Source organism: Pedobacter sp. R-06, from assembly GCF_049913135.1.
Classification (GTDB): domain Bacteria; phylum Bacteroidota; class Bacteroidia; order Sphingobacteriales; family Sphingobacteriaceae; genus Pedobacter.
In genome coordinates, this window is record NZ_CP183977.1 from 1,994,028 (window position 1) to 2,019,819 (window position 25,792).

Annotated in this window: 22 protein-coding genes; 16 read left to right on the plus strand and 6 right to left on the minus strand. The window is 39.7% G+C overall.

Annotation, left to right across the window (positions count from 1 at the left end; genetic code table 11):
• Positions 1–2 precede the first annotated feature (2 nt).
• The gene (locus ACN9MR_RS08145) at positions 3–890 is read right to left on the minus strand and encodes an inositol oxygenase family protein (protein ID WP_426329110.1); all 888 of its coding nucleotides are present in this window, start codon (positions 888–890) and stop codon (positions 3–5) included.
• Between the two features lie 286 nt (positions 891–1,176).
• Between ACN9MR_RS08145 and ACN9MR_RS08150 the strand changes: the two genes are divergently transcribed.
• The 4 genes from ACN9MR_RS08150 (at position 1,177) to ACN9MR_RS08165 (ending at position 5,623) form a co-directional block, all read left to right on the plus strand.
• Positions 1,177–1,332 carry a hypothetical protein gene (locus tag ACN9MR_RS08150; protein WP_426329111.1) on the plus strand — a complete coding sequence of 52 codons (156 nt, stop codon included), beginning with the start codon at positions 1,177–1,179 and terminating at the stop codon, positions 1,330–1,332.
• A gap of 60 nt (positions 1,333–1,392) precedes the next feature.
• Positions 1,393–2,400 (plus strand): LacI family DNA-binding transcriptional regulator, encoded by a 1,008-nt coding sequence (locus tag ACN9MR_RS08155; protein ID WP_426329112.1) that lies wholly within the window; start codon positions 1,393–1,395, stop codon positions 2,398–2,400.
• 125 nt (positions 2,401–2,525) lie between these two features.
• Positions 2,526–4,154 (plus strand): sodium/sugar symporter, encoded by a 1,629-nt coding sequence (locus ACN9MR_RS08160; protein WP_426329113.1) that lies wholly within the window; start codon positions 2,526–2,528, stop codon positions 4,152–4,154.
• Positions 4,155–4,204: 50 nt separating this feature from the next.
• Positions 4,205–5,623 (plus strand): glycoside hydrolase family 28 protein, encoded by a 1,419-nt coding sequence (locus tag ACN9MR_RS08165; protein ID WP_426329114.1) that lies wholly within the window; start codon positions 4,205–4,207, stop codon positions 5,621–5,623.
• Positions 5,624–5,751: 128 nt separating this feature from the next.
• Here ACN9MR_RS08165 and ACN9MR_RS08170 read toward each other — a convergent pair whose 3' ends face one another.
• Positions 5,752–6,033 (minus strand): hypothetical protein, encoded by a 282-nt coding sequence (locus tag ACN9MR_RS08170; protein ID WP_426329115.1) that lies wholly within the window; start codon positions 6,031–6,033, stop codon positions 5,752–5,754.
• Between the two features lie 271 nt (positions 6,034–6,304).
• On the opposite strand from ACN9MR_RS08170, the gene ACN9MR_RS08175 reads away from it, so the two are divergent.
• Both ACN9MR_RS08175 and ACN9MR_RS08180 read left to right on the plus strand, forming a co-directional pair.
• Positions 6,305–6,628, plus strand: a complete 324-nt coding sequence (locus ACN9MR_RS08175) for a TfoX/Sxy family protein (RefSeq protein WP_426329116.1) — start codon at positions 6,305–6,307, stop codon at positions 6,626–6,628.
• 176 nt (positions 6,629–6,804) lie between these two features.
• A complete protein-coding gene (locus tag ACN9MR_RS08180; RefSeq protein WP_426329117.1) occupies positions 6,805–8,685 on the plus strand; it encodes a gamma-glutamyltransferase family protein in 1,881 nt (626 codons plus the stop codon).
• A 45-nt stretch (positions 8,686–8,730) separates the two neighbouring features.
• Here ACN9MR_RS08180 and ACN9MR_RS08185 read toward each other — a convergent pair whose 3' ends face one another.
• Positions 8,731–9,651 carry an alpha/beta hydrolase gene (locus ACN9MR_RS08185; RefSeq protein WP_426329118.1) on the minus strand — a complete coding sequence of 307 codons (921 nt, stop codon included), beginning with the start codon at positions 9,649–9,651 and terminating at the stop codon, positions 8,731–8,733.
• Between the two features lie 155 nt (positions 9,652–9,806).
• Here ACN9MR_RS08185 and ACN9MR_RS08190 point away from each other — a divergent pair, with 155 nt between their 5' ends.
• The 9 genes from ACN9MR_RS08190 to ACN9MR_RS08230 all read left to right on the plus strand — a co-directional run bounded on the left by ACN9MR_RS08190 (position 9,807) and on the right by ACN9MR_RS08230 (position 21,751).
• Positions 9,807–10,517, plus strand: a complete 711-nt coding sequence (locus ACN9MR_RS08190) for a FadR/GntR family transcriptional regulator (RefSeq protein ID WP_057934299.1) — start codon at positions 9,807–9,809, stop codon at positions 10,515–10,517.
• A 91-nt stretch (positions 10,518–10,608) separates the two neighbouring features.
• On the plus strand, positions 10,609–11,778 hold the full coding sequence (locus ACN9MR_RS08195) for a sialidase family protein (RefSeq protein WP_426329119.1): 1,170 nt from the start codon (positions 10,609–10,611) through the stop codon (positions 11,776–11,778).
• Positions 11,779–11,860: 82 nt separating this feature from the next.
• Positions 11,861–15,208 carry a SusC/RagA family TonB-linked outer membrane protein gene (locus ACN9MR_RS08200; protein WP_426329120.1) on the plus strand — a complete coding sequence of 1,116 codons (3,348 nt, stop codon included), beginning with the start codon at positions 11,861–11,863 and terminating at the stop codon, positions 15,206–15,208.
• Positions 15,209–15,219: 11 nt separating this feature from the next.
• Positions 15,220–16,671, plus strand: coding sequence for a RagB/SusD family nutrient uptake outer membrane protein (locus ACN9MR_RS08205; RefSeq protein WP_426329121.1), 1,452 nt, complete (start codon positions 15,220–15,222; stop codon positions 16,669–16,671).
• A gap of 11 nt (positions 16,672–16,682) precedes the next feature.
• On the plus strand, positions 16,683–17,462 hold the full coding sequence (locus ACN9MR_RS08210; RefSeq protein ID WP_426329122.1) for a phytanoyl-CoA dioxygenase family protein: 780 nt from the start codon (positions 16,683–16,685) through the stop codon (positions 17,460–17,462).
• Between the two features lie 9 nt (positions 17,463–17,471).
• Positions 17,472–18,401 carry a dihydrodipicolinate synthase family protein gene (locus ACN9MR_RS08215; protein ID WP_426329123.1) on the plus strand — a complete coding sequence of 310 codons (930 nt, stop codon included), beginning with the start codon at positions 17,472–17,474 and terminating at the stop codon, positions 18,399–18,401.
• Positions 18,402–18,418: 17 nt separating this feature from the next.
• Positions 18,419–19,330: a dihydrodipicolinate synthase family protein gene (locus ACN9MR_RS08220; protein WP_426329124.1), complete on the plus strand. Its 912-nt coding sequence runs from the start codon at positions 18,419–18,421 to the stop codon at positions 19,328–19,330.
• Between the two features lie 34 nt (positions 19,331–19,364).
• Positions 19,365–20,489 carry a galactose oxidase gene (locus ACN9MR_RS08225; RefSeq protein ID WP_426329125.1) on the plus strand — a complete coding sequence of 375 codons (1,125 nt, stop codon included), beginning with the start codon at positions 19,365–19,367 and terminating at the stop codon, positions 20,487–20,489.
• 29 nt (positions 20,490–20,518) lie between these two features.
• The gene (locus tag ACN9MR_RS08230) at positions 20,519–21,751 is read left to right on the plus strand and encodes an MFS transporter (protein ID WP_426329126.1); all 1,233 of its coding nucleotides are present in this window, start codon (positions 20,519–20,521) and stop codon (positions 21,749–21,751) included.
• A gap of 143 nt (positions 21,752–21,894) precedes the next feature.
• Here the strand turns inward: ACN9MR_RS08230 and ACN9MR_RS08235 are convergent, their stop codons facing one another.
• The 3 genes from ACN9MR_RS08235 to ACN9MR_RS08245 are packed head-to-tail and all read right to left on the minus strand — an operon-like array spanning position 21,895 to position 23,936.
• The gene (locus tag ACN9MR_RS08235; RefSeq protein ID WP_426329127.1) at positions 21,895–22,401 is read right to left on the minus strand and encodes a GNAT family N-acetyltransferase; all 507 of its coding nucleotides are present in this window, start codon (positions 22,399–22,401) and stop codon (positions 21,895–21,897) included.
• A 2-nt stretch (positions 22,402–22,403) separates the two neighbouring features.
• Entirely contained in the window at positions 22,404–23,015 is a 612-nt protein-coding gene (locus tag ACN9MR_RS08240) for an FMN-binding negative transcriptional regulator (RefSeq protein ID WP_426329128.1), read from the minus strand.
• 30 nt (positions 23,016–23,045) lie between these two features.
• The gene (locus ACN9MR_RS08245; RefSeq protein WP_426329129.1) at positions 23,046–23,936 is read right to left on the minus strand and encodes a DMT family transporter; all 891 of its coding nucleotides are present in this window, start codon (positions 23,934–23,936) and stop codon (positions 23,046–23,048) included.
• Positions 23,937–24,027: 91 nt separating this feature from the next.
• Between ACN9MR_RS08245 and ACN9MR_RS08250 the strand changes: the two genes are divergently transcribed.
• Entirely contained in the window at positions 24,028–25,440 is a 1,413-nt protein-coding gene (locus ACN9MR_RS08250; RefSeq protein WP_426329130.1) for a PLP-dependent aminotransferase family protein, read from the plus strand.
• Positions 25,441–25,792: the final 352 nt, after the last annotated feature.

The window sequence follows — 25,792 nt, forward strand, 5'->3', positions numbered from 1 at the left end:
TGTTAAAATTTAATAGTAGCCGGTAGATATTTGGCCACAAGCGCTTTGTAATAAGGCTCAAGCTCTGCCCAGCTTTTCTGATTTGGGTTTTTAGAATACAGATCGTAAGGATTAAACAGGTTAACCCATTTAAACATTTCATGATCTTTTTCATTCATCAGGTGATCGTAGGCATTTTCCCTGTGCTGCGAGTAAAATGAGTGGTAACGGAGCATGTATAAACCTGGCTCCGGAATATAGGGTTTCATCATGTGGTATACATATTCATCATGACCCCATGACATGTCTACCTTATCCAAGCCGCAATTTTGGGTATAAACACCCAATTTGGTTTGATAGGTTTCGTTTTTAAAATCTGGATTCTGACTGAAAAATTCTGGATAAACAATTTTATCTGAGTAGGCACAACCTACCGGAAAAGTATCGCCCACTACCGCCCATTGTGGCTCTCCGAACAGGCACAGTACTTTACCCATATCGTGTATTAAACCTACCAGCACCATCCAATCGGGATGGCCGTCGTTTCTAATGGCTTCTGATGTTTGTAGCAGGTGCTGCATCTGGTCAAGATCGGTATCAGGATCAGAATCATCCACCAACTTATTCAGAAAATCAAAAGCACTCCAGATTGGCATTTCCTGTTTGTCGAACTTTAAATAATCTGCTTTTTTCTGTTTTACGAAATCATATGTTTGGTAGGTATGGTTAAGTCTGTAAAATTCTTTTACGCTGTCTTTTTCCGTTTCATCATAATTTCTGAACTGCTCTTCTTTTTTTTCAGCGTTGATGTTTTTTGGATCAGGATAGCGGATTAATATATCCTCTTCCCATTGATCAAGATTTTGCAATGGATTTTGATTATCCTTTGAAGCTTCGCTTTGGTTTCTCATAAGGCTAGAAATGGATTGGTTAAAGATTTTCTTTGATTTTATAAGTTAAAGTTGAGTTTTTAGAAGCTTAAACTTTTATATTTCGCCGATTTTATTTACGTAAACGATTAAGTAAATTTTAATTCTATACTGTGTAATCAACTTTAATTTGTTTATATTTAATAGGTTACGGTTTGTGTTACACTAATGGGCGTCCTTTTCTGCCTGAATGCCGATTAGTGAAATGTATAAAAGAAAAGAAATAAACGTTGTTATTACGATTATTTCATATTTTCGTTTGTAGCAGATGCTTTTTCTTAGTCAAAAGAAGTATCTTATTGCTGTAGCCAACAAATATTATGAACATAAATTCGGCAAACCCGCTCTAAAAATTGAGACAAGCTGGATTATTTTTGATGAAGATGCTGGTGAAAAAGAAGCTTTTGGCCTATTGTATTGCTAACTAAAGTGTTATACGGGACATTTTCTTCTGAAAAAAACTAACTAAACAAATTTTTAAGACATGGCGGAAGCAGTGAACATTAAGCGGTTGGCTCAGGAATTAAATATTTCCATCGCAACCGTTTCTAAGGCCCTCAATGACAGTTACGAAATCAGTTTAAAAACAAAAAATAGGGTATGGACCTTGGCTAAGGAGCTGAATTATACACCAAATCCAGCGGCCAGTAACCTCCGCAGCAACAAAACCAAAACTATTGCTGTAGTTATCCCCTGTGTAGCCAATAATTTTTTCTCTTTGTCCATAAAGGGAATTGAAGAAATTGCCAGACAGTATGGTTACCATGTGCTCATTTATCAAACCCACGAAAATATAGAAGCAGAAGTTGCCTTTACCAATAGTTTATTAAATGGCCGGGTAGATGGTATTCTTACTTCCGTATCGAGCAGTGAGTATAACAGCGAATATTATACTAACCTGGTTAAGAAAATTCCATTGGTGTTTTTTGATCGCGTTTATGAAAATCTAGACGCAGTTAAAGTAACTACCGACGATTACGAAATTGCTTTTCAGGCGACTGAACATTTGATTGAATGCGGTTGTACCAAAATTGCTTATTTGTATGGGTTGGAAAATCTTCCTGCTGGTAAAGCCAGGTTTACAGGTTATCTTGATGCACTGAAAACGCATGGAATAACTGCTGGTGAGCAGCCCGTTGTTAAATATCAGGATGACGAAGAACTTAATCTGCAACATATAAAGGAGTTACTCAAGAAGTATAAGCCAGATGCACTTTTTTCTTCGATTGAAGAATTTATTATTCCTGCTTATTGCGCCTGCAGAGAAATGGACCTAAAGATTCCGAATGATGTGAAAATACTGAGCTTTTCGAACCTGAGTACCGCAAAACTTTTGAACCCCTCACTTACCACAATCTCACAACCGGCCTTCGAAATTGGGCGTGAAGCAGCAAAATGCCTGTTCAAAATTCTCAACAATAAACAACTGGATGATGAACAGAATATTATATTGAAGTCGGTGCTCACTAAGCGCGAATCTACAGGTTGTTAACAGGGTAAATCTATGTTATTGCTAACTGCAACGCGAAAACGTTTACGTAATTAAATAATCGAATTAAACCTTCAACATTGGAATTTTTTCTGATTTTTAAAAAAAACCAAATATAAAAAGTCCATATGAACAACTTGTCTGCATTCGATTATGCTGTTTTTTTGATGTATTTTATTATTGTTTCGGCATATGGCTATTGGGTTTATCGGAGCAAGAAAAAAAAACGTACCGATACCAAGGATTATTTTCTGGCAGAAGGCTCGCTCACCTGGTGGGCAATTGGTGCATCGATCATTGCTTCTAATATTTCTGCCGAGCACTTTATTGGCATGTCAGGATCGGGTTTTGCTATGGGGCTCGCCATTGCAAGTTACGAATGGATGGCAGCTGCCACGCTAATTATTGTAGCCATATTCTTTTTACCCATTTATATCAAGAACAAAATTTACACCATGCCACAGTTTCTGTCTAACCGCTATAATAATACGGTAAGTACGCTGATGGCTGTTTTTTGGTTACTCGTTTATGTATTTGTAAACTTAACGTCTATTTTCTTTCTTGGTGCTATTGCTATTGAAACCATTACAGGCGTTCCTTTTAATATATGCATCATTTTTCTGGCCATTTTTTCTGCTATCATTACGTTAGGAGGGATGAAGGTAATTGGTTATACCGATGTAATACAGGTTTTTGTTCTAGTTGCAGGCGGATTGATTACTTGTTATATGGCACTTAAACTCGTATCCGAAAAATTAGATGCACCAAGTGTTTTAGCCTCGCTTCCATTATTACGCAGTGAGGCATCTGATCATTTTCATATGATATTTTCGAAAGGCGATAAATTCTACAACGAACTGCCGGGTATTGCAGTACTGGTAGGTGGTTTGTGGATCAATAATTTAAATTACTGGGGTTGTAACCAGTATATCGTTCAAAGGGCATTGGGAGCCGATTTAAAGACTGGACGCAACGGACTAATATTTGCTGCATTTTTAAAATTACTAATCCCAGTTATTGTTGTTATTCCTGGTATTGCAGCCTATGTGCTTTATCAACGTGGTTATTTTCATTCCGAAATGCTCGATGCTGCCGGAACGGTTAAACCCGATCATGCCTACCCGGTGCTCATGAATTTACTGCCTGCAGGGATAAAAGGTTTGGCTTTCGCCGCGCTCACTGCTGCTATCGTAGCTTCCCTTGCTGGGAAATGTAACAGCATAGCCACCATTTTTACGCTGGATATTTACAAAAAGTTTATCAAACCCGAAGCTTCCGAAACGCGCTTGGTTTCGGTTGGTCGCTGGTCTGTGGTTGTCGCATCATTAATCGCTATCGTTATTGCTCCGGCGTTACGTAGTTTTGATCAGGTTTATCAGTTCATTCAAGAATATGTCGGCTTTATTTCGCCCGGTGTTTTTGCCATCTTTTTACTGGGCTTTTTTTGGAAGAAAACTACGTCGCGTGCAGCGCTTACTGCTGCTTTATTAACCATCCCCTTATCTACTTTATTTAAATTCTTGCCTACAGTTACCAATGGCGCTATCGCACCGATTCCTTTCTTAAACAGAATGTCGTGGGTGTTTATGATTATAATAGGATTAATGATTGTGGTAACACTAACCGATCCGAAAAGTAAAGATAATCCACAGGGTCTTGAAATAGATCGCAGTATGTTTAAGGTTACTCCGGCCTTTACCATTGCCTCGGTTATTATCTGTGGTATCCTTGCAGCACTTTATACTGTTTTTTGGTAAGCGAAGCTTTATGTAAAATAGCTAATGTATTTATTTCTAACATGTTAAAAATGAAGATTAAAACCTTACTCTTTTTTGCCCTGCTGATTTCTTTCGGCGCAATGGCTCAAAATAAATTATACAATATTAAAAGCTACGGAGCGGTAGGCGATGGAAAAACCAACAATGCAGCAGCTATCCAGAAAACCATCGACGCCTGTGCAGCAGCAGGCGGGGGACAGGTGGTTGTACCCGCTGGTAATGTGTTTTTAACTGGTCCTTTTAATTTAAAATCTTTCGTTGATTTAAGAGTGGAAGGTGGAGCTAAGCTTTTGGCTAGTCCAGATGAAAAACTCTACACACAAAGTGCCTTTAGAGAAAATAAAGGTGAGGGCACCATCTGGATTGGAGGCGAAAAACTCGAACAGGTAAGCATCAGCGGAACAGGTGTAATTGATGGAAATGGGATTTCGTTTATGGGCGAGGAACTTAGCGACTCGTATGTATTAAAACCCTTCAATGTTGTAGACCCAAGGCCGCATTTGCTTACTTTGATCGGCTGTAATAAAGTGAACATAGATGGAGTAACTTTTCAAAATTCAGCCTATTGGACAGTTCATTTAGTAGGGTGTAATGATGTATCGATATCAAATATTACGCTGTTGAACAGTATTAAAATCCGCAACAGCGATGGGATTGATCTGGATCACAGCAAAAATGTGAGGATTACCAATTGTTTTATCGAATCAGGTGATGATTGTATCTGCTTAAAAAACAGACGTGAATTTGAAGAATATGGTGCCTGCGAAAATATTGTGATTAGTAATTGTACCATGACCTCTAGCTCATGCGCCATTAAAATAGGTTCTGAAAATATGGATCGGATCAGTAATGTGCTCATCAATAATTGTAATATCAGGAAAAGCAACCGCGGCATTGGCATCCAAAACCGTGATGAGGGTACGGTAAACAACGTGATTTTTTCTAACCTGTTTATCGAGTCGAAACTTTTTTCGGATGTATGGTGGGGCAAGGCAGAGCCGATTTATATTACTGCTTACCCAAGAGCAACCAGCAATAATAAAGATGCTGGTTGGCGTTTACCAAAAGGACAAACCAAGGGAAAGGTAGGGGCGGTTAAGCATATTTATTTCAATAATATCCGCTGCACGGGAGAAAGTGGTGTTTACATCAGTGGCGAAAGTCCCGATAAAATTTCAGAGATCTATTTTGATCAGGTTAGTGTTTATCTTGATAAAACGACCAAGGAAGAAGGAGGTGTATACGACCGTAGGCCGAGTAATGTAGAAGGTCTTGTTAAAAGCGCAATTGCAGGGTTTTATTTTGAAAATACTGGATACATCAGCCTACTTAACAGCAATGTGGTATGGGGTGTAAATAAACCTGGTTATGCAGGAAAAGCCATTGAAAAAAAGAATGTAAGTAAGCTCAAAACGGTTAACTTTAACAAAACTACAGTAGATAAATAATTTAGAGTTACCCTAATATTTAAATGATTACGCCCAAATCCAATTAATGACCCGTTTTATCCCTCTAAAGGAAAATCGTATGGATTTAAATTAGCGCTTAATCAAAACTAAAAGTACAAGTGAATAAATTATTGAAATTCAGGTTGTTGTTTTCTCTGTGTAATTTCAGCCATTGCAATAACAATTTCGTTAATGGTTTTGATGCTGAAGACATGCCTGCCAGTTAACCACCTTTTAATTTCATCAGGATTAATATCCAGTATGGAAGCAAGATCGTTTTCTGTTGCGCCCTTTTCTGCAAGTACTTTTGTAATTTTATTGGCAACTTCAAGATTTAGCTGTGCTAATTTCTCAATTGCAGGATTTCCTGTTTCTTCCAGCCAGATAGAAACAAAATCGTTTTCTTCCATTTTATTCTTTTTTTACCGTTTAGAACAACAGTGTGCTTTAACCATCAATTGTTCATTTGGGCGGCAAATTTAATGATTAAGTGCATTATTGCAAAGCACAATCAAAACAAGCGCAATAAATCGATAATCAGCTCTAGTGTAGGTTTAGTTTAACGGATGATTGTGCTTATCTTAGCGCTGTAGGCGATCATGATCTTAAATACAGTTAAAACTTTTTGATTAATTTTTTAGCCCTACTCATGTTACAACGTTCAAATTAGATCAATTTACAATGGCATCAGAACAGAAATTCGTAGACTTTATAATAGATCAGATTGATTATTCAGGACATGTTACCTATAAAAAAATGTTTGGTGAATATGGGTTGTATTTTGATGATAAGTTGTTTGCGCTGGTGTGTGATAACAAGCTGTTTGTTAAGCCAACTTTATCTGGAAGAGCATATATAAAAGATATTTTTGAAGCACCGCCTTACCCGGGCGCAAAAAATCAGTTTCTAATCGAAGAGCAGATGGAAGATCGCGATTGGCTAAAAAAACTGGTAAACATAACTGTAGCTGAACTACCTGAACCCAAACCCAAGAAAAAGAAGTGAGAATAGAACCTTACATTCTTCTGGTTGGATGAATTTAGAAGAAGCTAACTATGTGCAGTACGGAAAGTTGTTCTATGGCGGTTAAATTTGTAACAAGCTTGTTTTATTCCCCCGAATTAAGGGTTGTTGTGCGGATGCTGGACTGCCGCAGTACATATTTTAGCTATATTGGAACTATGAAAAATTTAGCCTTGTTTCTGTTATTCTCATTATCTCTTAATTCTTTATTTGCACAGCAAACGCAAAAGCCAATGCTTTATGGCAACAGCTGGATGGCCATTACCGGAAAGCCGATGGCAGCAACCGCAGGGTCGATGATCTTTCAGCAAGGGGGAAATGCGGTTGATGCAGCATGTGCCATGTTGGCTGCCACCTGCACCATGTGGGATACATTAAGCTGGGGAGGAGAAACACAGGCGCTAATCTATAACCCAAATACAAAAAAGGTGATAGCGATTAATGCGATGGGAGTAGCCCCAACCGGAGCAACCGTAGCCTTTTTTAAAGCTAAAGGTTATAGTTTCCCGCCAGAGTATGGCCCTTTGGCCGCAACAACGCCAGGTACACCTGGCGGACTGATTTATATGTTGAGTAAATATGGCAGCATGAGCCTGGGGCAGGTTCTAGCACCTGCCATACACATGGCCGCGGGTTACGCCATAGAAGCACAGGCAGCAAACAGTATGGAGCGCGATAAGGAATTGATCAAAACCTGGCCTTATAGTAAAAAAGTACTGCTGCCACATTTGAGCGAAAAACGTGAGGCGCCAGAAGCGGGCGAAGTTTTTGTTCAAAAAGATCTATTGGCTACCCTAACCAAAATGGTTGAAGCAGAGCAAGCTGCACTGAAGAAAGGCAGCTCCAGACAAGAGGCATTGATGGCCGCTTACGATCGTTTCTATAAAGGAGACATCGCCAAGGAATTTGTACGTGGGAGTAAGGAACAAGGCGGACTGATTACAATGGATGATCTTGCTAAATGGAAACCAGTTGAAGAAGAAGCGCTAAGCACCGATTATAAAGGCATTAAAGTATACAAATTAAAACAGTGGACACAAGGCCCCGTTTTATTGCAAGCTTTGAATATATTAGAGAATTTCGACCTAAAAGCAATGGGCTACAATAGCTCAAAATATATCCATACTGTTTATCAGGCAATGAACCTTTCTTTTGCAGATCGCGATTTTTATTATGGCGACCCAAACCAAAGTCCTGCTGAACCGATGAAAGGCTTGCTAAGTAAAGATTATGCTAAACAACGGGCCTCACTGATTCAGCCCGATAAAAATGATGCGAACACCGGTCCTGGTGATCCTTACCCATACGAAGGCAAGAAAAACCCTTATCTAAATCTGTTAAAAAGTAGAGGCTTTAACCCTGATACAACCAAGCGTAACTTTGCACCAAAGCACGACTTAGGTAATAATACCCCAAAAGAAATTTATGAAGATCGTTTGTGGAGGGGAACAACATCGATAGAAGCTGCAGATAAAGAAGGCTGGGTGGTATCAGTTACCCCAAGCGGAGGCTGGCTTCCGGCCTGTATTGCCGGTAATACAGGTATTGGGATGAGTCAAAGGATGCAAAGTTTTGTGCTCGATTCTACCTTAAATCCCTTCAATGTTGTTGCACCGGGCAAACGGCCAAGGGTAACACTTTCGCCCTCATTGTTTCTCAAAGACGGTAAACCTTTTGTATCTGCCGCAGTTCAGGGTGGAGATACCCAGGATCAGAACTTGTTGCAGTTCTTTTTAAACATGGCTGAGTTTGGTATGAATGTGCAAAAGGCAACCGAAGCGGCTAACTTTAATACGAATCAGCTTTGGCTTTCTCTTGGTGGTACTAAAACGAGCGACAGAGAACCAAAATCTGGTCAGATCTTATTAAATACCAATACGAAAGAGGAGGTGCGTAATGAACTGAAAAAAATGGGGTATACACTCAGTTTTTCAGAACGGACCAGTGGGCCAATTAATGCCATTTATTTTGATTGGAAACACAATAGTTTGCAAGGTGGCTCGAGTAATCATGGTGAAGATTATGGTATTGCGTGGTAGTATCAATCCTCATTTAAAAATTATCTGTGAACAAAAAAAGAAACCTTATGGCGTTTTGATTTTTATTTCAGTCATCCATGCCATACACTGTTCAAGCCATTTATCGGCTCTCGTAGCATTTTTTAAACCAAAACCATGTCCGCCTGTTGCGTAAATGTGCATTTCGGTCTTTACCCCGTTGTTTTTAAGTGCCTGATAATAGTTTATAGTATTAGCAACAGGTACTACTTTATCATCACTGCAATGAATCAAAAAAGCAGGAGGAGTATCTTTATTTACCTGTAGCTCATTCGAATATTCAGCTATTTTTTCGGTAGATGCATTTTCTCCGATTAAAGCTTTTTTAGATCCTTTGTGCAAAATACTATCCTGAAAGGTAATCACAGGATAAATGAGTATTGAAAAATCTGGTCGAAGATTTGTTTTTTCCTTATTTGGTACTACTACATTTTTATAATGAGTAGATAGCGTAGAGGCAACATGGCCTCCTGCCGAGAAACCCATTACCCCAACTTTTGTCGTGTCAATGTTCCATTCTTTAGCCCGTTCCCGCACTGTTTTTATGGCTTGCTCAGCATCCTGTAATGGTCCAATTGAACGGTCTTTCATGATCAGATCATTGGGTAACCTATATTTTAAAACAAAGGCGGCTATACCTTGTTTATTTAATTCTTTTGCAACATCAGTGCCTTCATTATTCATCACCAGATAAGAATAACCCCCGCCGGGACATATAATTACAGCAGCACTTTTACCATTGTTTTTTTCGGGAAGAAAAACAGTTAAGGTCGGCTCTGTAACGTACCTCGTCAATATTCTGCCATTTTTGGCAGTATCTGTTTTTTCTATTAAATCGGCCTTAATGGCGTTCGGTACATTTTTGTAAAGCGGCACAGAATTTTGTGCAAATAACCCTGTTTGGCTCATGTTAAGCATTAATGTAAATGCTAAAATTGTTTTTTTCATATACTTGGTTCAAACAAAATTATAAAATTATTTTGTAAATATGTACTACATATTTTTTTAAAAAATTGTTTTTAAATCAATAGCACGACCTATTTTTCAAATGCTTTTGTACTACATAAAAACAGTATATTTGAAGCTTCTAAATATGTATTTCTATGGCATTAAAAAGTGATTTAAGTTTGGATATCGATAAAATCTCATCTGATACAATGGCTGATGTGGTTGAAATGAGGTTAAGAGATTATTTTAAAAAGAAATCATTTAAACCTGGTGATGCACTACCGAAAGAACAGGAACTGGCTGAAGCGCTGGGGGTGAGCCGAAACGTTCTGAGGGAAGCTTTAAGTCGTTTGAGGATGCTTGGCATGATTGAGACTAAGAAAAAGAGGGGTATGATTTTATCAAGCCCTGATGTATTGGGCGGTTTTCAGCGTGTACTCGATCCGTTAATAATCAGTCCAGATGCACTACAGGATCTTTTTGAGCTGAGGTTGATTTTGGAAATGGGTCTCGCTGATGTGCTTTTTTTGAATTTAAATGATAAAAGTATCCGTGAGCTTGAAATAATTGCCAATAGCGAAAAGAAAAAGAACAAAGAAGCATTCCGCATTGCCAATGAAATTGCGTTTCACGGTAAATTATACGAAATGGCGGGTAACGATACCTTAAAACGTTTCCAGCATATGCTTTTACCGGTTTTTGGTTTTGTGCTCCAGGTAGAAAACGAGTTTCTTTCCGGCAGTGTTAGCCATCAGGATTTAGTAGAAATTCTTAAATCCGGAAATAAAAATGATTTCAGAAATGGAATGTACGAGCATCTAAAGCCTCATTTCGATCGACTGGAGGCATTAAAGAAAATAAATTAAGTTTTTATGTACTACATATTATTTTATTAATTACATTTGTTTTATGCAAGTCTGATTAGGCTTGTGCTAACCAAATTAATTTCTTTAAGCTATGTTTTACACCATCAAAAATCTGAAAAGGATTGGCAGGTTATGTTGCTTTTCTGCACTGATTTTGTGCTGCATAAATGTCACTTATGCGGCAACCAATATTGCGACGAGTAGGGTAGACAGTCTGAATTTCATTTTTAAAGCTGGCGAAAACGGTTATTCCTGTTTTCGTATTCCGGCCTTAATTCATACTCAAAACGGAAGCTTGCTTGCTTTTGCCGAAGCGCGAAAACACAATTGCGGCGATTCTGGAGATATTGACCTGGTGGTTAAACGCTCATTGGATAAGGGTAAAACCTGGACCGGCTTACAATTGGTGTGGAGCGATTCTACCAATACCTGTGGTAACCCTGTTCCCATCCAGGATCAAGCTACTGGCAATATTATTTTAATTTCTACGTGGAATTTGGGTACCGATCATGAAAAACAGATTATAGATGGCTCATCGAAAGACGGAAGGCATGTATATATGTTATCCTCCGGTGATGATGGGAAGACCTGGTCGTCTGCAACAGAGATTACTGCTCAAGTGAAAAAAACAGGTTGGACCTGGTACGCAACCGGTCCATGCCATGGCTTACAGATACTTAAGGGGAAATATGCCGGCCGATTGGTTGTGCCGATAAACCATGTAGAAATAGGTACTAATCAGAATTTTGCACATACTATTTATTCAGATGACCATGGTAAGAGCTGGAATTTAGGCAATAATACGCCTCAGGATAAAATGAACGAAACTACATTGGCCGAAATTTCGAAAGGTCGATTGATGTTGAACATGCGGAATAGTGACCGGGCAATTAAAACAAGGCATACCGCTGTAAGCAAAGATGGCGGTCAAAACTGGGCAAATGTTCAGGTAGATACAACCTTGATAGAGCCTATCTGCCAGGGAAGTTTGCTGAGTCATTTTTACCGTAACAATAAACCAACATTGCTTTTCAGTAATCCGGCAAATACAAAATCACGGGCAAATTTAACTTTACGTTTAAGCGAAAACGACGGTAAAACCTGGAAATATAATATGGTTTTACACCCTGGCCCATCGGCCTATTCAGATATTGCAGTAATAGACAAACAAATAATCGGCTGCTTTTTCGAAGCAGGATATGCAAAGCCGTATGAAGGCATTGTATTTAAGACTGTAAACTATTCAGATTTAACAAAATAATTAATACCGATTAGTCACACGGTGATTAGCAGCACATTTCTATGTCAACCAAATATGTAGTACATAAATACAAATAATAATTATGAGAAAAATTCTATTTATTTTCCTGTTGGCCTCAATTAACCTCTGTGGTTTAACAGGAGCTGCACAAACAACCGATGTACAGGTATCGGGTACTGTTTCTGATGCGACAAAAAATGAAACATTGCCAGGAGTAAGCGTAAAAGTAAAAGGCAGCCAGACCGCGACTGTTACAGATGCAAATGGAAAGTACGCTCTACGGGCACCCCAAAATTCAATCCTTATTTTTAGTTCTGTAGGTTATAACGAACAAGAAGTAAAGGTTGGAATAGGCGGTACAAAAAATGTACAATTAAATCCAAATGCACAGTCTTTAACCGATGTGGTGGTAGTGGGATATGTTAAGCAATCGAGGGAGAAAAATACAGCTGCCGTATCTAAACTGGATACGAAACAACTGGTTAATACCGCCAACGCAGGGCCAATAGCAGCCATACAGGGTAAAATTGCTGGGGTTTCGGTACCCTTATCAAACGGGCAACCAGGTTCGGCAGGTACCAATATCATTATCCGTGGTGGTTCAAAACTTAATGTTTACGGAACAGGCACGGGTAATAGTGGCGGAGATCCTGTATTATCTTCTGATGCATCTAGTCCGCTGGTTATTGTAGACGGTGTTTTCAGGACTATGAAAGATTTAAATCCGGATGATATCGAATCATTGCAGGTAATGAAGGATGCGGCTTCAACAGCAATTTATGGTGCCCGTGGTGCAAATGGTGTAATTGTGATCAAAACCAAAAGTGGAAAATTTGGCTCAGGTAAACCCAATATCACTTTTAATTACCGTACAAACTGGGAAACCCCATCAAGGATGTATGATTATCTAAGTGCCAAAGATTATCTCACACTTGCCAGAACAACAGCAAAAAGCACTTTCGATTTAATTGATAAGAATACACTTTTAAATAATGGTGGTTTTTCTGCAGGAACAAAGGTGTACACTGCCAAAGGCCAGTATGGTGTTGGAACAAATTTAACCGCTTTATATGATAACATTGTAGCGGTTGAAGGCCAGGGATATGTAGATAATTTATTGGCCAATGGCTGGCAAACGATGGATGATCCGATTAATCCGGGGACTAAACTGTTATTTGCCGACAATAATTACCAGGACCTGCTTTGGAATACCGGCATAAGCAATAACTACAATTTTGGGATTGATGGAGGTAGCCAGATTGCTACTTACAATATATCAATGAACTATGTTGATCAGGCAGGTACTTTTGTGGGCACAAGCTATAAAAGATACAGCGCGCTTGGAAATTTTGGGTTTAAAGCAAGCGAAAAGCTACAGATTAATGCCATGCTTAACTACCAGAATGTACTGCCAAATTACGTAGATGCTTATACCAACGACCTGGTACGCGCTACACGCATTACGCCTTTGATCAGGATTTTTAAAGATGATGGTACACCAACTACAGGCGAAAACCTAACGACAAGAAACCGCTTTCATACGTTGGCCTACGATAATACCAAAGCATCAACTGAACGATTGGTTTCGAGGGTAGATGCCGACTGGACTATTGTTAAAGGCTTACATTACAGGCCAGCCTTATCTTACTTAATTAGCGACGATAAGACTATTTTTTCGAGAAAAGCATTTCCTGATCCGATCCAGTTTGCAACCACCCGGTTAAAAACGGAGAATACCAACAACACCCGGCAATTGATGATCGATCAGATCCTCCAATACGATTACACCTTAAAAGAAAATCATCATTTTACCGCATTGGCTGGTTTTAATTATACCAAAAATGATGGGAACAGTATCGATATAGGTTCACAACGTGGAACCAACGATTACATTACCACGATAAATGAACCAACTGTAACCACCATTAACGGTGTAACAGTAACCAATGTTACCAATTTCGGAACACGGATCAGTCAAACTAAATCTGCCAGTTTTTTTGGTCAGTTGAGTTACGATTATAAAAGTAAGTACTTATTAAGCGGTGTATTGCGGAACGATGGTTTTTCAAATTTCGCACCCGAAAATAAGTGGGCATTATTTCCGTCGGTTTCTGCGGGATGGAATATCCATAAAGAAGATTTCTGGAAATCGAACATCGTGAGTACCTTAAAACTAAGGGGAAGCTGGGGACAGGCAGGTTCGAGCGACTTAGATTTAACCGATACTTATGGAAGTTATACATCGGCAGTATATGCGCAGAATTCAGGTATCCAACGTGCAAACTTATCCAATCCGAACCTGGTTTGGGAAACTACGCAAACAACTGATGTTGCAGTAGAGGCAGGTTTTTTCAAGAATAGGGTGAATCTGACCGTCGATTTATATGATAAACTAACCAAAAACCGTATCGATTCTAAACCATTGCCAGCAGAGGCACCATTTTCTACCATTACATTCAATAACGGAACAATCCAGAACAAAGGGGTAGAAATAGAACTTCAGGCAACTGTGCTGAAAATGAAAGACTTCGCCTGGAATGCCAATTTCTCTTTTGCCTACAACGCGCAAAAAGTAATCAGTTTACCTAATAATGGCAGGTTAAAAAATAGACAGAATGGAGGCGTTGTCATCGATCCAAATACCGGTAAAGAAATTGAAGTGGGCGGATATGCAGAAGGCGAACGCCCGTTTGGTTACTATGCCTGGCAGGTAGAGAAGGTTTTTTCTACAGAAGCTGAAGCTGCTGCATGGGGTAAAGTAGATCAGATTGCTACGGCCGCCGGTATAACAGTAGGTAAACATGCGGGAGATTACAAGTTTGCAGATTTAAACAATGATAACATCATCGATAACCGCGATATGGTATTTATGGGTTATAAAACGCCAAATAAAATAGGAGGTTTTCAAAATACATTTACCTATAAAAGTTTTACGCTTAGGGTTAATATGGATTATGCTTTAGGCTTTGTGATCTCTGATGGCGCTTTGGCCAGATCTTTAGGACAGGGCAGGGCCTATAATGAAGGTGCTCCGGCACAAGCATTAGGGAATGATATCTGGCAGAAATCTGGTGATGTAGATAAATTATATGCCCGTTTCTCCTTCGGGGACGCTGATTTCGGACAGAAAAACTTTATTAGACAGGGCGCCAGTACGGTAGGTACCGGAAGCGGTTATGCATCGGATGTTTCTACCATGATTTCGAAAGGAGACTTTTTAGCCTTGCGCGAAATTTACCTGAGTTACGATCTGCCTAAAAACATTATGTCGAAAATCGGTTCAACGGGAATGAGTGTTTTTGCGAGCGTTACTAACATTGGTTACCTCACTAAATACAAAGGGTTAAATCCTGAAACTTATACCGGATTCGATCCGGGAGGTTACCCTCGTCCAAGGCAGTTTACCTTAGGCGCATCATTAAGATTTTAATATTTAAAAACATGAAAATGACCAAGAAATACACCCTGCTTTCTGTTATTGTTGTAATAGCAGCGGCCTTTTCATCTTGCAAAAAATTACTCGAAGTTAAACCGCAATCGCAGATTACCGATCAGGTTTACTTTAAAAGTGAAGGCGATTTTCTTCCCTATGTTACCGGAACATATACTTCCATCAGGGCCTTTGCCAATTCTATTACTTACGGTACCGAACGGAGCGAGGAGCTCATAAATGGAACTAACAGCCGTTTAACAACGGTATGGTCACAGATATTAAGCCCAACAGTAGGTGCTTTAAACTACAATGGGCAATACAAAGCCATTGGCAACTGTAATCTCCTGCTCAGCAAAATAGAGCCTTTTCCTTTTTCTAATGCGGCTACGAAGAACAGGTTAAAGGCCGAAACACTTTGCCAGCGTGCTTATACCTATTTTTATCTGGTTAGAATTATTGGCGATACGCCATTGATGCTCGAAACCATTACCGATGATAATGTTCCTCTTTTGCCAAGAGCGAAAGCCACTGAGGTGATGAAACAGGTTTTTGCCGATTTAGATCAGGCAATAGCACTTTTTCCTGAAAAAACCTACGTATCCAAATACAGGTTTTCGTATGGCGCTGCATTGGCCTTAAAAGCTGAAGCCAAATTATGGAGTGCCAAAGTATTGGCTGGTGGTACAGCAGATTTTAATGATGCGATCACAGCTGCTGCTGCAGTAGAAGCCACAGGCGTTTCATTATTGACCAACTTTAAAGATGTAACCACAACGAGGGCAAATGCCGAAGTAATCATGTCTGCCTATTATAACCGTGACGAGAATGGCGCAAACTATGGTTTAAATGCTTTACCATTTTTAACGGCGATTTCAAATGCATCCAACCTTGATAGTATTGCTTATGCGCTTACTTCTGTTAACGGACAGGGCGGTTACCAGATCAGTAAAGAAAGTAGGGCACTTTTTAGCGGCCTAACCGCTGATAAACGTGTGCCAAATACCTTTATAATCGAAAGGCAGGGGACTGTACAAAAGAGCGCATGGATTACCAAAATGCCAGGCACCAAATACGCTGATGACCGGGTTTCTGATAACGATGTTATCATGTTCAGACTGGCCGATATTTATATGATAGAAGCTGAGGCTTATGCCGCACTTGATAATACCGCACAGGCCATTATATATTTAAATAAGGTTAGAAATAGAGCCGGAAACGGGGTTTATACGGGCGCAACTGATAAAGCCACTGTAGAGCGCGCCATCTTTGACGAACGTGGCCGAGAGTTTTTCTTCGAAAACAAGCGCTGGTACGATATTGTACGCTTTCATTTTGGAGGTACAATAAACGCCTATACTTACGTACCTAATCTAAAAAATAAAACGGTGCCTTTATTCTGGCCTTTATCTACAACTGTTTTAGCCGCAAATCCGAACCTGGTACAAACACAAGGATATTAATGCGATCATTTATGAAAAACGAATCGTTATTTAATTATAAAACGCTCAGCCGGGAAGAATTGATGTTTTTTAGCGAAAACGGCTATCTCATCATCAAATCTATATTAAAACCCGAAGGTTTGGCTCAGATGCAAAAAGAGTGTATGGAAGCCTGGGATAAAGAAAAAGAGACCTTCGATCCGAATAAAAGCTGGCTGCAAAATTCCTTGTTGATTAATATTCACCATCAGGCTACAACAGTAAAGGAATACTATTTTAACGGTCCGCTGGTTGAGATGGCCTCAGAAATTATCGGTCCGAATATAAAAGGAGCTACCTCACAGCTAACATTTAAAATGAAAGGCAATACAAAACCCTTTGGCTGGCATCAGGATAATGGTTATGGCGAATTGGAGCCTTATAACGCTTTAACCACTTTAACTGCGCTTGATGATACTGATCAGGGCAATGGCTGTTTGTGGTTAATTCCAGGCAGTCATAAGAGCGGCCAGATCAGGGTAGAACAGAGCGAAGCTCAAAAGAAAAGTGGCGCTGAAATTATTGTAGAAGCCGACGATAGTTTAGCTGTACCAATGGAAATGAAGGCAGGAGATGTTTTGATTTTTAACTGTTGGATGCTCCATAAATCAGATGGTAATATTTCTGATAGCAGAGACCGTAGAATCCTGTTTTTGAGATATGCCGATGCCGATGCAATAGAAGTTTACAACGGAGGTAAACCTCGCTTAGGTAGATTGGTAAAAGGCAAAACGAAGTTTAAGGAGGTTGAAGAGTTTGAAGCCAATCTCTAAAAAATACTGATGAATACGTTAACTGCAAAAACATTAAAGGGAAATTGGGCAACGTTGTTGTTGCCCATCCAAACTGACCAAACGATCGATTTCGGATTATTGGCTGATGAAATAGATTATTTGATTGATGCGAAAGTAGATGGTATTTATTCGAACGGAACAGCAGGCGAATTTCATAATCAGACCGAAGCGGAGTTTGATCAGATTAATCTGCTGTTTGCAGAAAAATGCCAGAAAGCATCAATGCCTTTTCAGATAGGCTGCAGTCATCCTTCGCCGGTTATTTCATTAGAAAGGATTAAGCGATCAGTAGGCCTAAAACCAAGTGCTTTTCAGGTGATTTTGCCTGATTGGGTAGTTCCTTGCGATGCTGAACAGATAGATTTTTTACAGGGAATCGCAAACTACGCAAACGGAATTCCTTTGGTATTGTATAATCCACCACATGCAAAGCTGGAGTTAAAACCAAAAGATTACCTCAAATTTAAAACAACTGTGCCATCACTTATTGGTCTTAAAGTTTTAAGTAAAGATGCGGGTTGGACTGAAGAAATGAAGATGTACGCAAGTCATTTATCAATATTCGTTCCAGGCCATTTTTTGGCGAGTGGTGTAAGGGCGGGGATTGCAGCTGGGGCTTATTCAAATATTGCCTGTATCAATCCATCGGTAGCTCAGCACTTATGGGAACTGATGCAAACAGATCTGGATGAGACTTTGAGGATAGAAAAAAATATTCTCGAATTCTTTAAAATGTGCATTTCTCCTTATCAAAAGCAACAGTACAGCAATCCGGCATTAGATAAATTTTTAGCAGCAGTTGGTGGCTGTATTCAGATTCCAACACGATTAAGATGGCCCTATAAATGGATTTCAGAATCCGATGTTACATCTGTGCGCAAACAGGCCAAATTATTAATACCAGAATTTTTTAATTAGACAAATACAAAATACATATGAAAATTAACGGCATAGTTGCTGCAACATTTGCGGCTTACCAGGCAGATGGCTCCTTAAACCTCGCCATAATACCGCAACTAGTAAATAAATTAGTAGCTGATGGTGTGGCAGGGGTTTACATTTGCGGAACCAACGGAGAAGGACCGAACATGACTGTTGAAGAGCGGATGGCCATTGCCGAAGCGTACGTGAAAGCTGCAAATAAAAGAATTTTAGTATTGGTGCATGTAGGGCATACTTCCATACAAGAATGTAAAAAGCTTGCAGCTCATGCTGCGCAGATTGGTGCCGATGCATTTTCTTCAGTAGCTGCATTTTATTTCAAACCCACCTCGGTACAAAACCTGGTCGATTGTATGGCCGAAATCGCTTCTGCTGCTCCTGAACTTCCATTTTATTATTACCATATGCCAACTTTAACTGGCGTTGGAATGGATATGGTTGAGTTTTTAGCACTCGGAGAACAAAAAATTCCAAATCTTGCCGGCATAAAATATACTGCATCAACACTTCACGAGTTTCAGGCCTGTTTAAACTACAAAGATGGGAAATTTGAAGTATTATCAGGCTATGATGAGATGCTGTTAAGTGCTTTGGCAGTAGGTGCTGTTGGTGCCATCGGTAGTACTTATACCTTTGCCGCGCCGGTATATCTCGAAATAATTAAACTTTTCAGGAATAATGATTTAGCTGCGGCAGGTGCATTACAGTTAAAAGTGGTCAATTTTATCCGCTGTATTATCAAACATCCGTCAATTGCGGCACAAAGGGCAATTATGAAAATGATGGGTTATGATTTAGGAGATGCCCGTTTACCATTGGTGCCACTTTCTTCTGATAAATTTATCGAACTTAAAGCCGATTTAACTAAAGCTGGCTTTTTTGAGCTCCTCGAAAAATATAGGTAATGCTTAAAAGCATGCAGATTTTCTATAGGCACATATGAAACACTTTAATACCTTACTTTTTCTAAGTTTTATGTTGATATCAACAGCAGGTTCTGCGCAGATTACCAAAAAAACAAATCAATTTGCATGGGGACAATTGCCAGCCATACCGGATAACTTCGGCTTTGCCGGTTCTTTTAGTGGAGTATCTGGCGGTGCATTAATTGTTGCTGGAGGAGCAAATTTTCCAGATGGTGGTGCACCATGGTCAGGCTCCAAAAAAGTGTGGAGCGATAAAATATTTGTCCTGGATAAACCCAGTGGAAAATGGAAAGTAGCAGGCAAACTTCCTGAATCTTTAGGTTATGGGCTCTCCATTTCCTGGGGCAAACAATTCATTTGCATCGGAGGAAGTAACGAGAAAGGCCATTCGGCAAAGGTTTATGCTATTCTTTATAAGGATAAAAGTATCAGCATCTCTACGTTGCCTGATCTGCCGCAAGCCATAGCAAACACCACGGGAGCTGTTATAGGTAATGTTATTTACCTCGCAGGCGGACTCTTTACACCTGAAGCCGATCATGCTGCCAATGTTTTTTGGTCTTTCGATCTATCTTCAAAAGGAAAACAACAGGTTTGGCATAAATTAGAGACCTGGCCTGGTCCTCCTAGAATGTTGGCCGTGGCTGGTGTTGCCGATCAAACTTTTTACCTATTCAGCGGAACCGATCTGATCAAAAATAATAAAGGAGGCGTAGATAGACAATACCTAACGGACGCCTTTTGTTACAGCATTGCTGGTGGGTGGAAAAAAATAGCTTCTCTACCAAAAGCCGTTGTAGCTGCCCCATATCCAGCCTATAACGCTCATCATAAATCGTTGTTCATATTCGGCGGTGATGACGGCGTGCTTGCTCCAAAAGCAGCTGTGCTAAAAGAAAAACACCCTGGTTTCTCAGATGAAATATTAGCTTACGATGTAGAGAAAAACAAATGGTCGGTAGAAGGAAAGGTGCTAAAGAATATCAAAGCAGATGCACAATCAAATCCCAATAACAGTACTTGGCCTGCGGTAACAAACACAATGGTAGTATGGCAGGGAAACCTTGTTTTTCCGGGTGGAGAAGTAAGGCCAGCAGTAAGAACACCCAAAGTGATCATGGCAAGACCAAAACAGTAAAATTATTTTAATAAGAGGAAAATCTGGAAATGACTGGTACAAAATCAAATCAATCATATTATGCCTGGGGCCTGGTTGCACTCCTTTGGATAGTGGCCTTTTTAAATTATTTCGATAGGATCATGATTACCTCTATGCGCGATCCTATTGTGAAGGAGTTTACCCTTTCTGACGCCCAGTTTGGGCTTTTAACTTCAGTTTTTCTTTGGTCTTATGGGATATTAAGTCCTTTTGGAGGTTTTTTGGCCGATAAATACAGCAGAAAAAAAGTAATTATATTCAGTGTTTCAGTATGGTCTGCAGTAACCTTGTGGACGGGCTTTACCTCCTCATTTGAGGAAATGCTTGTTTCGCGTTTTTTTATGGGTCTGAGCGAAGCTTGTTACATTCCTGCGGCATTGGCGCTGATTACAGATTACCATAAAGGAAAAACAAGATCGCTTGCTACAGGCTTGCACATGAGCGGACTTTATGCAGGTTTAGCATTGGGCGGCTTAGGTGGTTATATTGCCGAAATATGGGGCTGGAGATATGGTTTTCATGTGTTCGGAATCTTTGGAATTCTCTATTCGATAGTACTGTTGTATTATTTAAAAGATATTAAATACGAAACGACAGAAAATGAGGTAAAAGAAGCAGAAAAAGAAACCATAAGTTTATTAGGTTCAATTAAGGTACTATTTAAAGAGCGGTCTTTTCTGGTGTTATTATTTTATTTTAGTGTTTTGGGTACTGCAAACTGGTTGGTGTATGGTTGGTTACCCACCTTTTTAAAAGAACATTTTCACCTTAACTTGGGCGAGGCAGGAATTTCGGCAACAGGCTATATCCAGATCGGATCTTTTGTTGGGGTAATTTTGGGCGGTTATTTTGCCGATAAATGGTTTCTTAAGAATAAGAGAAGCAGGGTTTTTATGATCATTATCGGTTTTACTGTTGGTGCACCATTTTTATTCCTCATGTCGTCAACCACGGTATTCGCAATAGCCATTATTGCTATGTTCTTTTTTGGGATAGCCAGAGGAATAAACGACGCTAATTTAATGCCTGTACTCAGGCAGATTGCCGATAGCAGGTATATAGCTACCGGATATGGTTTCCTTAATTTCCTGAGTACAATTATAGGTGGTTTAATGGTTTATGTTGGTGGCGCATTAAAAGATGCCAAAGTAGATTTATCTATTATTTATCAGGTTTCGGCGGTGCTGATGTTATTGGCAACATGGTCGCTATTCGCAATAAAAATTAAAAAAGACGCTTAACAATGGATAACATCATTGGGCGCATAATTTTCATTATAATTGAAGCCTAAAGCAAGTGCTAAAAAATACCCTTAGAATGATTGAAACAAAGAAGCCCAAAAAACCTCGATTTTGGAGGTTTTTGGGCTTGGTGCTATTCAGTATTAAATTTTCATTTCGAATAAACTAACTGGCTTATGATGATAATGCTCCGGAAGCTGATCGGTGTTGCTCAGTTCGTATAATCCCAAAAAATTAAATCCAAATTTTTGATAATGTTGAATCAGTCCCTCATTTTCACCAACAGTATCTAATCTAACAAAGCGTTTACCATTTACTTTGGCATATTCTTTTGCCCAGTTTATAATTGTGCCAACCAGGTTCTGCCCCCTGAAATCAGGATTTGTAGCAATGCGGTGAATGTAAATAGCTGGGTCGAGGTTCTTTTCTTCCCATATCTGAGGATCGCTAAAAGTAGTTGCCCAAATACAGGCTATATGTCCATTAATAATTATTTTCCATTGCCTGTTTTCCTTAATCTCTGTTTCGATCAAAGAAAGTTCAAACTTGGGCCAATGAACGCTATATTTCGTTTTCTGGAAATCGGTCGCGATTTCATATAAACGGAAGATTTCTGGTATATCATGTGCCGTACTATTTTCTATCTGCATGGTTATGGCTTTAGGTTTTTAATGAATGGAGCGAGTTCTCTTTCTACAGCGTTCTTGCTGTTTTCGAGGTGCGATACAATGTTTTTTCGCTCCTGTTCCGATTTATTCTGGCTTAATTTTTTCTTTCCCTGAAGATCGTTTACTTCCAGTTCGAAAGCTACAATTCCCCGCATCATACCCTGTTTAAACTTTTCTGAAAGACTATCCCATTGCACGAGATATTCTTTTTCATAATATAGAATCATTTCTTTCAATGCCTGTTCTTTAGCTTTTTCATCGCTAATAATATTGGCTTTTCCATATGCATGCACACTAATATAATCCCATGTGGGTACGCTTTCGTGTTTTTCGTAATGGCTAGGAGAGATATAGGCATGTGGCTCAGTAAATATGATAAGTGACGTGTACTGCTCAATATATTTTACCTGCTCATTGGCTTGCGCAAAGTGACCACTAATTAAGACCTTTCCATTTACCTCGTTTACAACAAAAGGTAATTGAGTGGCTATGGGTAAATTATCATAACTGGTAATGATCGTGGCAAAGCTGTATCTCTTCATAAAGGCAATTTGCTCACTTTGATCATCAAACTTAAAGCTATTGGATATCAGCATTTTTATTAGATTTTGAAGGATAGATTATGGTTATTTAGCAAACTTTTTTGAGCCCGCAACGCAAAGGATTACGCCCATGGTAATGACTAGCATACCCATACTTACTTTTTCATGGAGCAGGGTAGTGGCAAGGGCCAATCCAAAAAAAGGCTGTAGGAGCTGAAGCTGTCCAACTGCTGCAGTTCCACCTTGTGCAAGCCCTCTATACCAGAAAATAAACCCGATGAACATGCTAAAGAGCGAAATATAGGCAAGGCTCATCCAGGCAGCGGTACTTACTTCAGCAAATGAAACTGGTTGATAAATGAACATTAAGGGTAACATTAATGGGAGTGAAAGCACAAGTGCCCATGAAATTACCTGCCAGCCGCCCAACTTTTTAGATAACTTTGCACCTTCAGCATAGCCAAGTCCGCAAAGAACAATTGCCAGTAACATTAAAATATCACCTATTGGTGCAGCGTTAATTCCCTGATAAATGGCGTATCCAATTACCAGAAAGCTGCCTACGATTGAGAAAAGCCAGAATATGGGTTTAGGACGTTCGCCTCCCCGTAAAACTGCGAAAGCGGCTGTAACCATGGGCAAAAGGCCTAAAAATACCAAAGAATGCGCCGAGGTAATGTGTTGCAAAGCAAGGGCACTTAATAAAGGAAAGCCGATTACCACACCCAGCGCTACAATTACCAGCGAGATTAAATGTTTGCTTGACGGTCGTTTCTCTCTAAATGCAATTAATACCCCAAGAGCGAGCAATGCAGCTATAGTGGCACGGGCAACGGTTACAAAAATAGGGCTCATATCCATCACAGCCAATCTTGTGGCTGGCATAGAGCCACTAAAGATAAGTACCGCGATAAATCCGTTAAGCCAACCACTCGAAATATGCGCTTTGTTCAGTTCAGTTCCTGTTTCTTTCATGTCTGATTTTTTCTTAAATCAAAGGTGCAAAGCTAAAAGCGATAAATACAGTATCAGTTTTGTATGTTTGTATGGATACAGTTTGTTGATTATGGAAAAGGTTTACAGGTACAATGAAATAGCAAGCGGAATTGCCGCACAGATTAGAGACGGTATTCTGCGATCGGGAGATAAACTTCCTTCCGTTCGGATGCTCTGCAAGGAATATGCAGTAGGCATGAATACGGCAAAACGTGTGTTTTTGGAACTGGAAGCACAATCGTTGGTCGAGGCCAAGCCACAATCGGGTTTCTTTGTAAGCAACCGTAGGGTAGAACGACTTCCATTACCTGCGGTTAGTAAGCCTTCACTAATTGCAAATCGTCATGAACCGAGCGAACTGAGTACCCAGGTGTATTCTAGCATTGGGCGCGATGATTTAACCCTTTTTTCAATTGGTGTCCCATCAGGCAGCCTGTTACCATTGGCAAAACTCAAAAAGGAGATACTTTATGCTACGCGGGCGCTTAAAGAAGGGGGAACAGAATATGAGCCACTTCAAGGCAATGTTAAATTGCGTAGAATGGTTGCAGTACGATCGTTAAGCTGGGGCGGAAATCTTCATGAAGATGACCTGATTACTACTGCTGGTGGAGTGAATGCATTATCTTTTTGCCTGATGGCTTTAGGCAAACCAGGCGATACTGTGGCCATAGAAAGTCCATGTTATCCCGGAATTCTCCAGCTGGTAATTAGTTTAGGTTTAAAAGTACTCGAATTGCCCACGCATCCGGTTACGGGCATTGAGATAGATGCGCTTAGGAAAGTGGTGTCGAAAATTGATATTTGCCTGTTAATTCCCAATTTTAATACACCGTTGGGTAGTTGTATGCCCGATGCGCATAAAAAAGAAGTTGTTCAGCTTTTGGCAGCAAATGATATTCCGCTTATTGAAGATGATATTTATGGCGATCTCTATTTCGGTACGCAACGACCAAGATGCTGTAAATCATTTGATACAGAAGGAAATGTGCTATGGTGTAGCGCGGTTTCTAAAACCTTGGCGCCAGGATACCGCGTAGGCTGGGTAGCTCCTGGAAAGTATAAAGAAAAATTACTTAAACTAAAATTGGTACATGCCCTTGCTTCAACTTCTGTTATTCACGAAGCTGTTGGCAATTTTCTAAAAACTGGTCGGTATGATCGCCATTTGCATCAGCTCCGTCGTACCTTGCAGCATAACTATCAGCATTTTATCGATGCGGTTACCGAATATTTTCCCGAGGGTACAAGAACAACCCGGCCGCAAGGTGGACTGGCCATATGGATAGAATTTAACAAAGAAGTTGATGCTGTAAAACTGTATAAACTGGCAATGAAACAAAAAATCAGCATTGCCCCGGGTCCGATGTTTACCTTGCAAGACCAATATCAGAACTGTATCCGTCTTTGTATCGGCCTTCCATGGTCGGATGAGCTTAAATTCAAACTAAAACTGTTGGGCAATCTTGCTAAAATGATGTGACCGGATAATGGCCTGTGCAGAAGTTATGGTCAATAATAGCTTAATACCTATAATCTATGCCTGATTAAGAATTTGCATTATCAGAGTCAGGTGTACTCGGCGTTTCGCCTAAGGGTGCTATTCCGCAAGCTGCCCATATAAATTTAAAAATATTTAGGAACTCGCATTGGATATCCCTGTCAGATTGTATTTCGTTCTCCATGTTGTACCGCTTTAATCTATTTATTAAAACATAGAAAGGCTGGTTTTGTGTTAACGAAGGTAATCCTTTAATGTAAGTTTACTGTTGCCTAAATGTTAAGGAAGATGTATTTGAGATGCATAGTTAGTATACCCAATAATCGGTATTGGA

Bases quoted from the DNA above. Each gene is read 5' to 3' on its own strand.
- ACN9MR_RS08235 (WP_426329127.1), bottom strand. From the start codon at position 22,401: ATGCAGATAGAAAATAGTACGGCACATGATATACCAGAAATCTTCCGT.
- ACN9MR_RS08215 (WP_426329123.1), top strand. From the start codon at position 17,472: ATGAATACGTTAACTGCAAAAACATTAAAGGGAAATTGGGCAACGTTG.
- ACN9MR_RS08170 (WP_426329115.1), bottom strand. From the start codon at position 6,033: ATGGAAGAAAACGATTTTGTTTCTATCTGGCTGGAAGAAACAGGAAAT.
- ACN9MR_RS08220 (WP_426329124.1), top strand. From the start codon at position 18,419: ATGAAAATTAACGGCATAGTTGCTGCAACATTTGCGGCTTACCAGGCA.
- ACN9MR_RS08210 (WP_426329122.1), top strand. From the start codon at position 16,683: ATGAAAAACGAATCGTTATTTAATTATAAAACGCTCAGCCGGGAAGAA.
- ACN9MR_RS08150 (WP_426329111.1), top strand. From the start codon at position 1,177: ATGCTTTTTCTTAGTCAAAAGAAGTATCTTATTGCTGTAGCCAACAAA.
- ACN9MR_RS08240 (WP_426329128.1), bottom strand. From the start codon at position 23,015: ATGCTGATATCCAATAGCTTTAAGTTTGATGATCAAAGTGAGCAAATT.
- ACN9MR_RS08230 (WP_426329126.1), top strand. From the start codon at position 20,519: ATGACTGGTACAAAATCAAATCAATCATATTATGCCTGGGGCCTGGTT.
- ACN9MR_RS08205 (WP_426329121.1), top strand. From the start codon at position 15,220: ATGAAAATGACCAAGAAATACACCCTGCTTTCTGTTATTGTTGTAATA.
- ACN9MR_RS08250 (WP_426329130.1), top strand. From the start codon at position 24,028: ATGGAAAAGGTTTACAGGTACAATGAAATAGCAAGCGGAATTGCCGCA.
- ACN9MR_RS08165 (WP_426329114.1), top strand. From the start codon at position 4,205: ATGAAGATTAAAACCTTACTCTTTTTTGCCCTGCTGATTTCTTTCGGC.
- ACN9MR_RS08160 (WP_426329113.1), top strand. From the start codon at position 2,526: ATGAACAACTTGTCTGCATTCGATTATGCTGTTTTTTTGATGTATTTT.
- ACN9MR_RS08145 (WP_426329110.1), bottom strand. From the start codon at position 890: ATGAGAAACCAAAGCGAAGCTTCAAAGGATAATCAAAATCCATTGCAA.
- ACN9MR_RS08175 (WP_426329116.1), top strand. From the start codon at position 6,305: ATGGCATCAGAACAGAAATTCGTAGACTTTATAATAGATCAGATTGAT.
- ACN9MR_RS08185 (WP_426329118.1), bottom strand. From the start codon at position 9,651: ATGAAAAAAACAATTTTAGCATTTACATTAATGCTTAACATGAGCCAA.
- ACN9MR_RS08225 (WP_426329125.1), top strand. From the start codon at position 19,365: ATGAAACACTTTAATACCTTACTTTTTCTAAGTTTTATGTTGATATCA.
- ACN9MR_RS08155 (WP_426329112.1), top strand. From the start codon at position 1,393: ATGGCGGAAGCAGTGAACATTAAGCGGTTGGCTCAGGAATTAAATATT.
- ACN9MR_RS08200 (WP_426329120.1), top strand. From the start codon at position 11,861: ATGAGAAAAATTCTATTTATTTTCCTGTTGGCCTCAATTAACCTCTGT.
- ACN9MR_RS08180 (WP_426329117.1), top strand. From the start codon at position 6,805: ATGAAAAATTTAGCCTTGTTTCTGTTATTCTCATTATCTCTTAATTCT.
- ACN9MR_RS08245 (WP_426329129.1), bottom strand. From the start codon at position 23,936: ATGAAAGAAACAGGAACTGAACTGAACAAAGCGCATATTTCGAGTGGT.
- ACN9MR_RS08195 (WP_426329119.1), top strand. From the start codon at position 10,609: ATGTTTTACACCATCAAAAATCTGAAAAGGATTGGCAGGTTATGTTGC.
- ACN9MR_RS08190 (WP_057934299.1), top strand. From the start codon at position 9,807: ATGGCATTAAAAAGTGATTTAAGTTTGGATATCGATAAAATCTCATCT.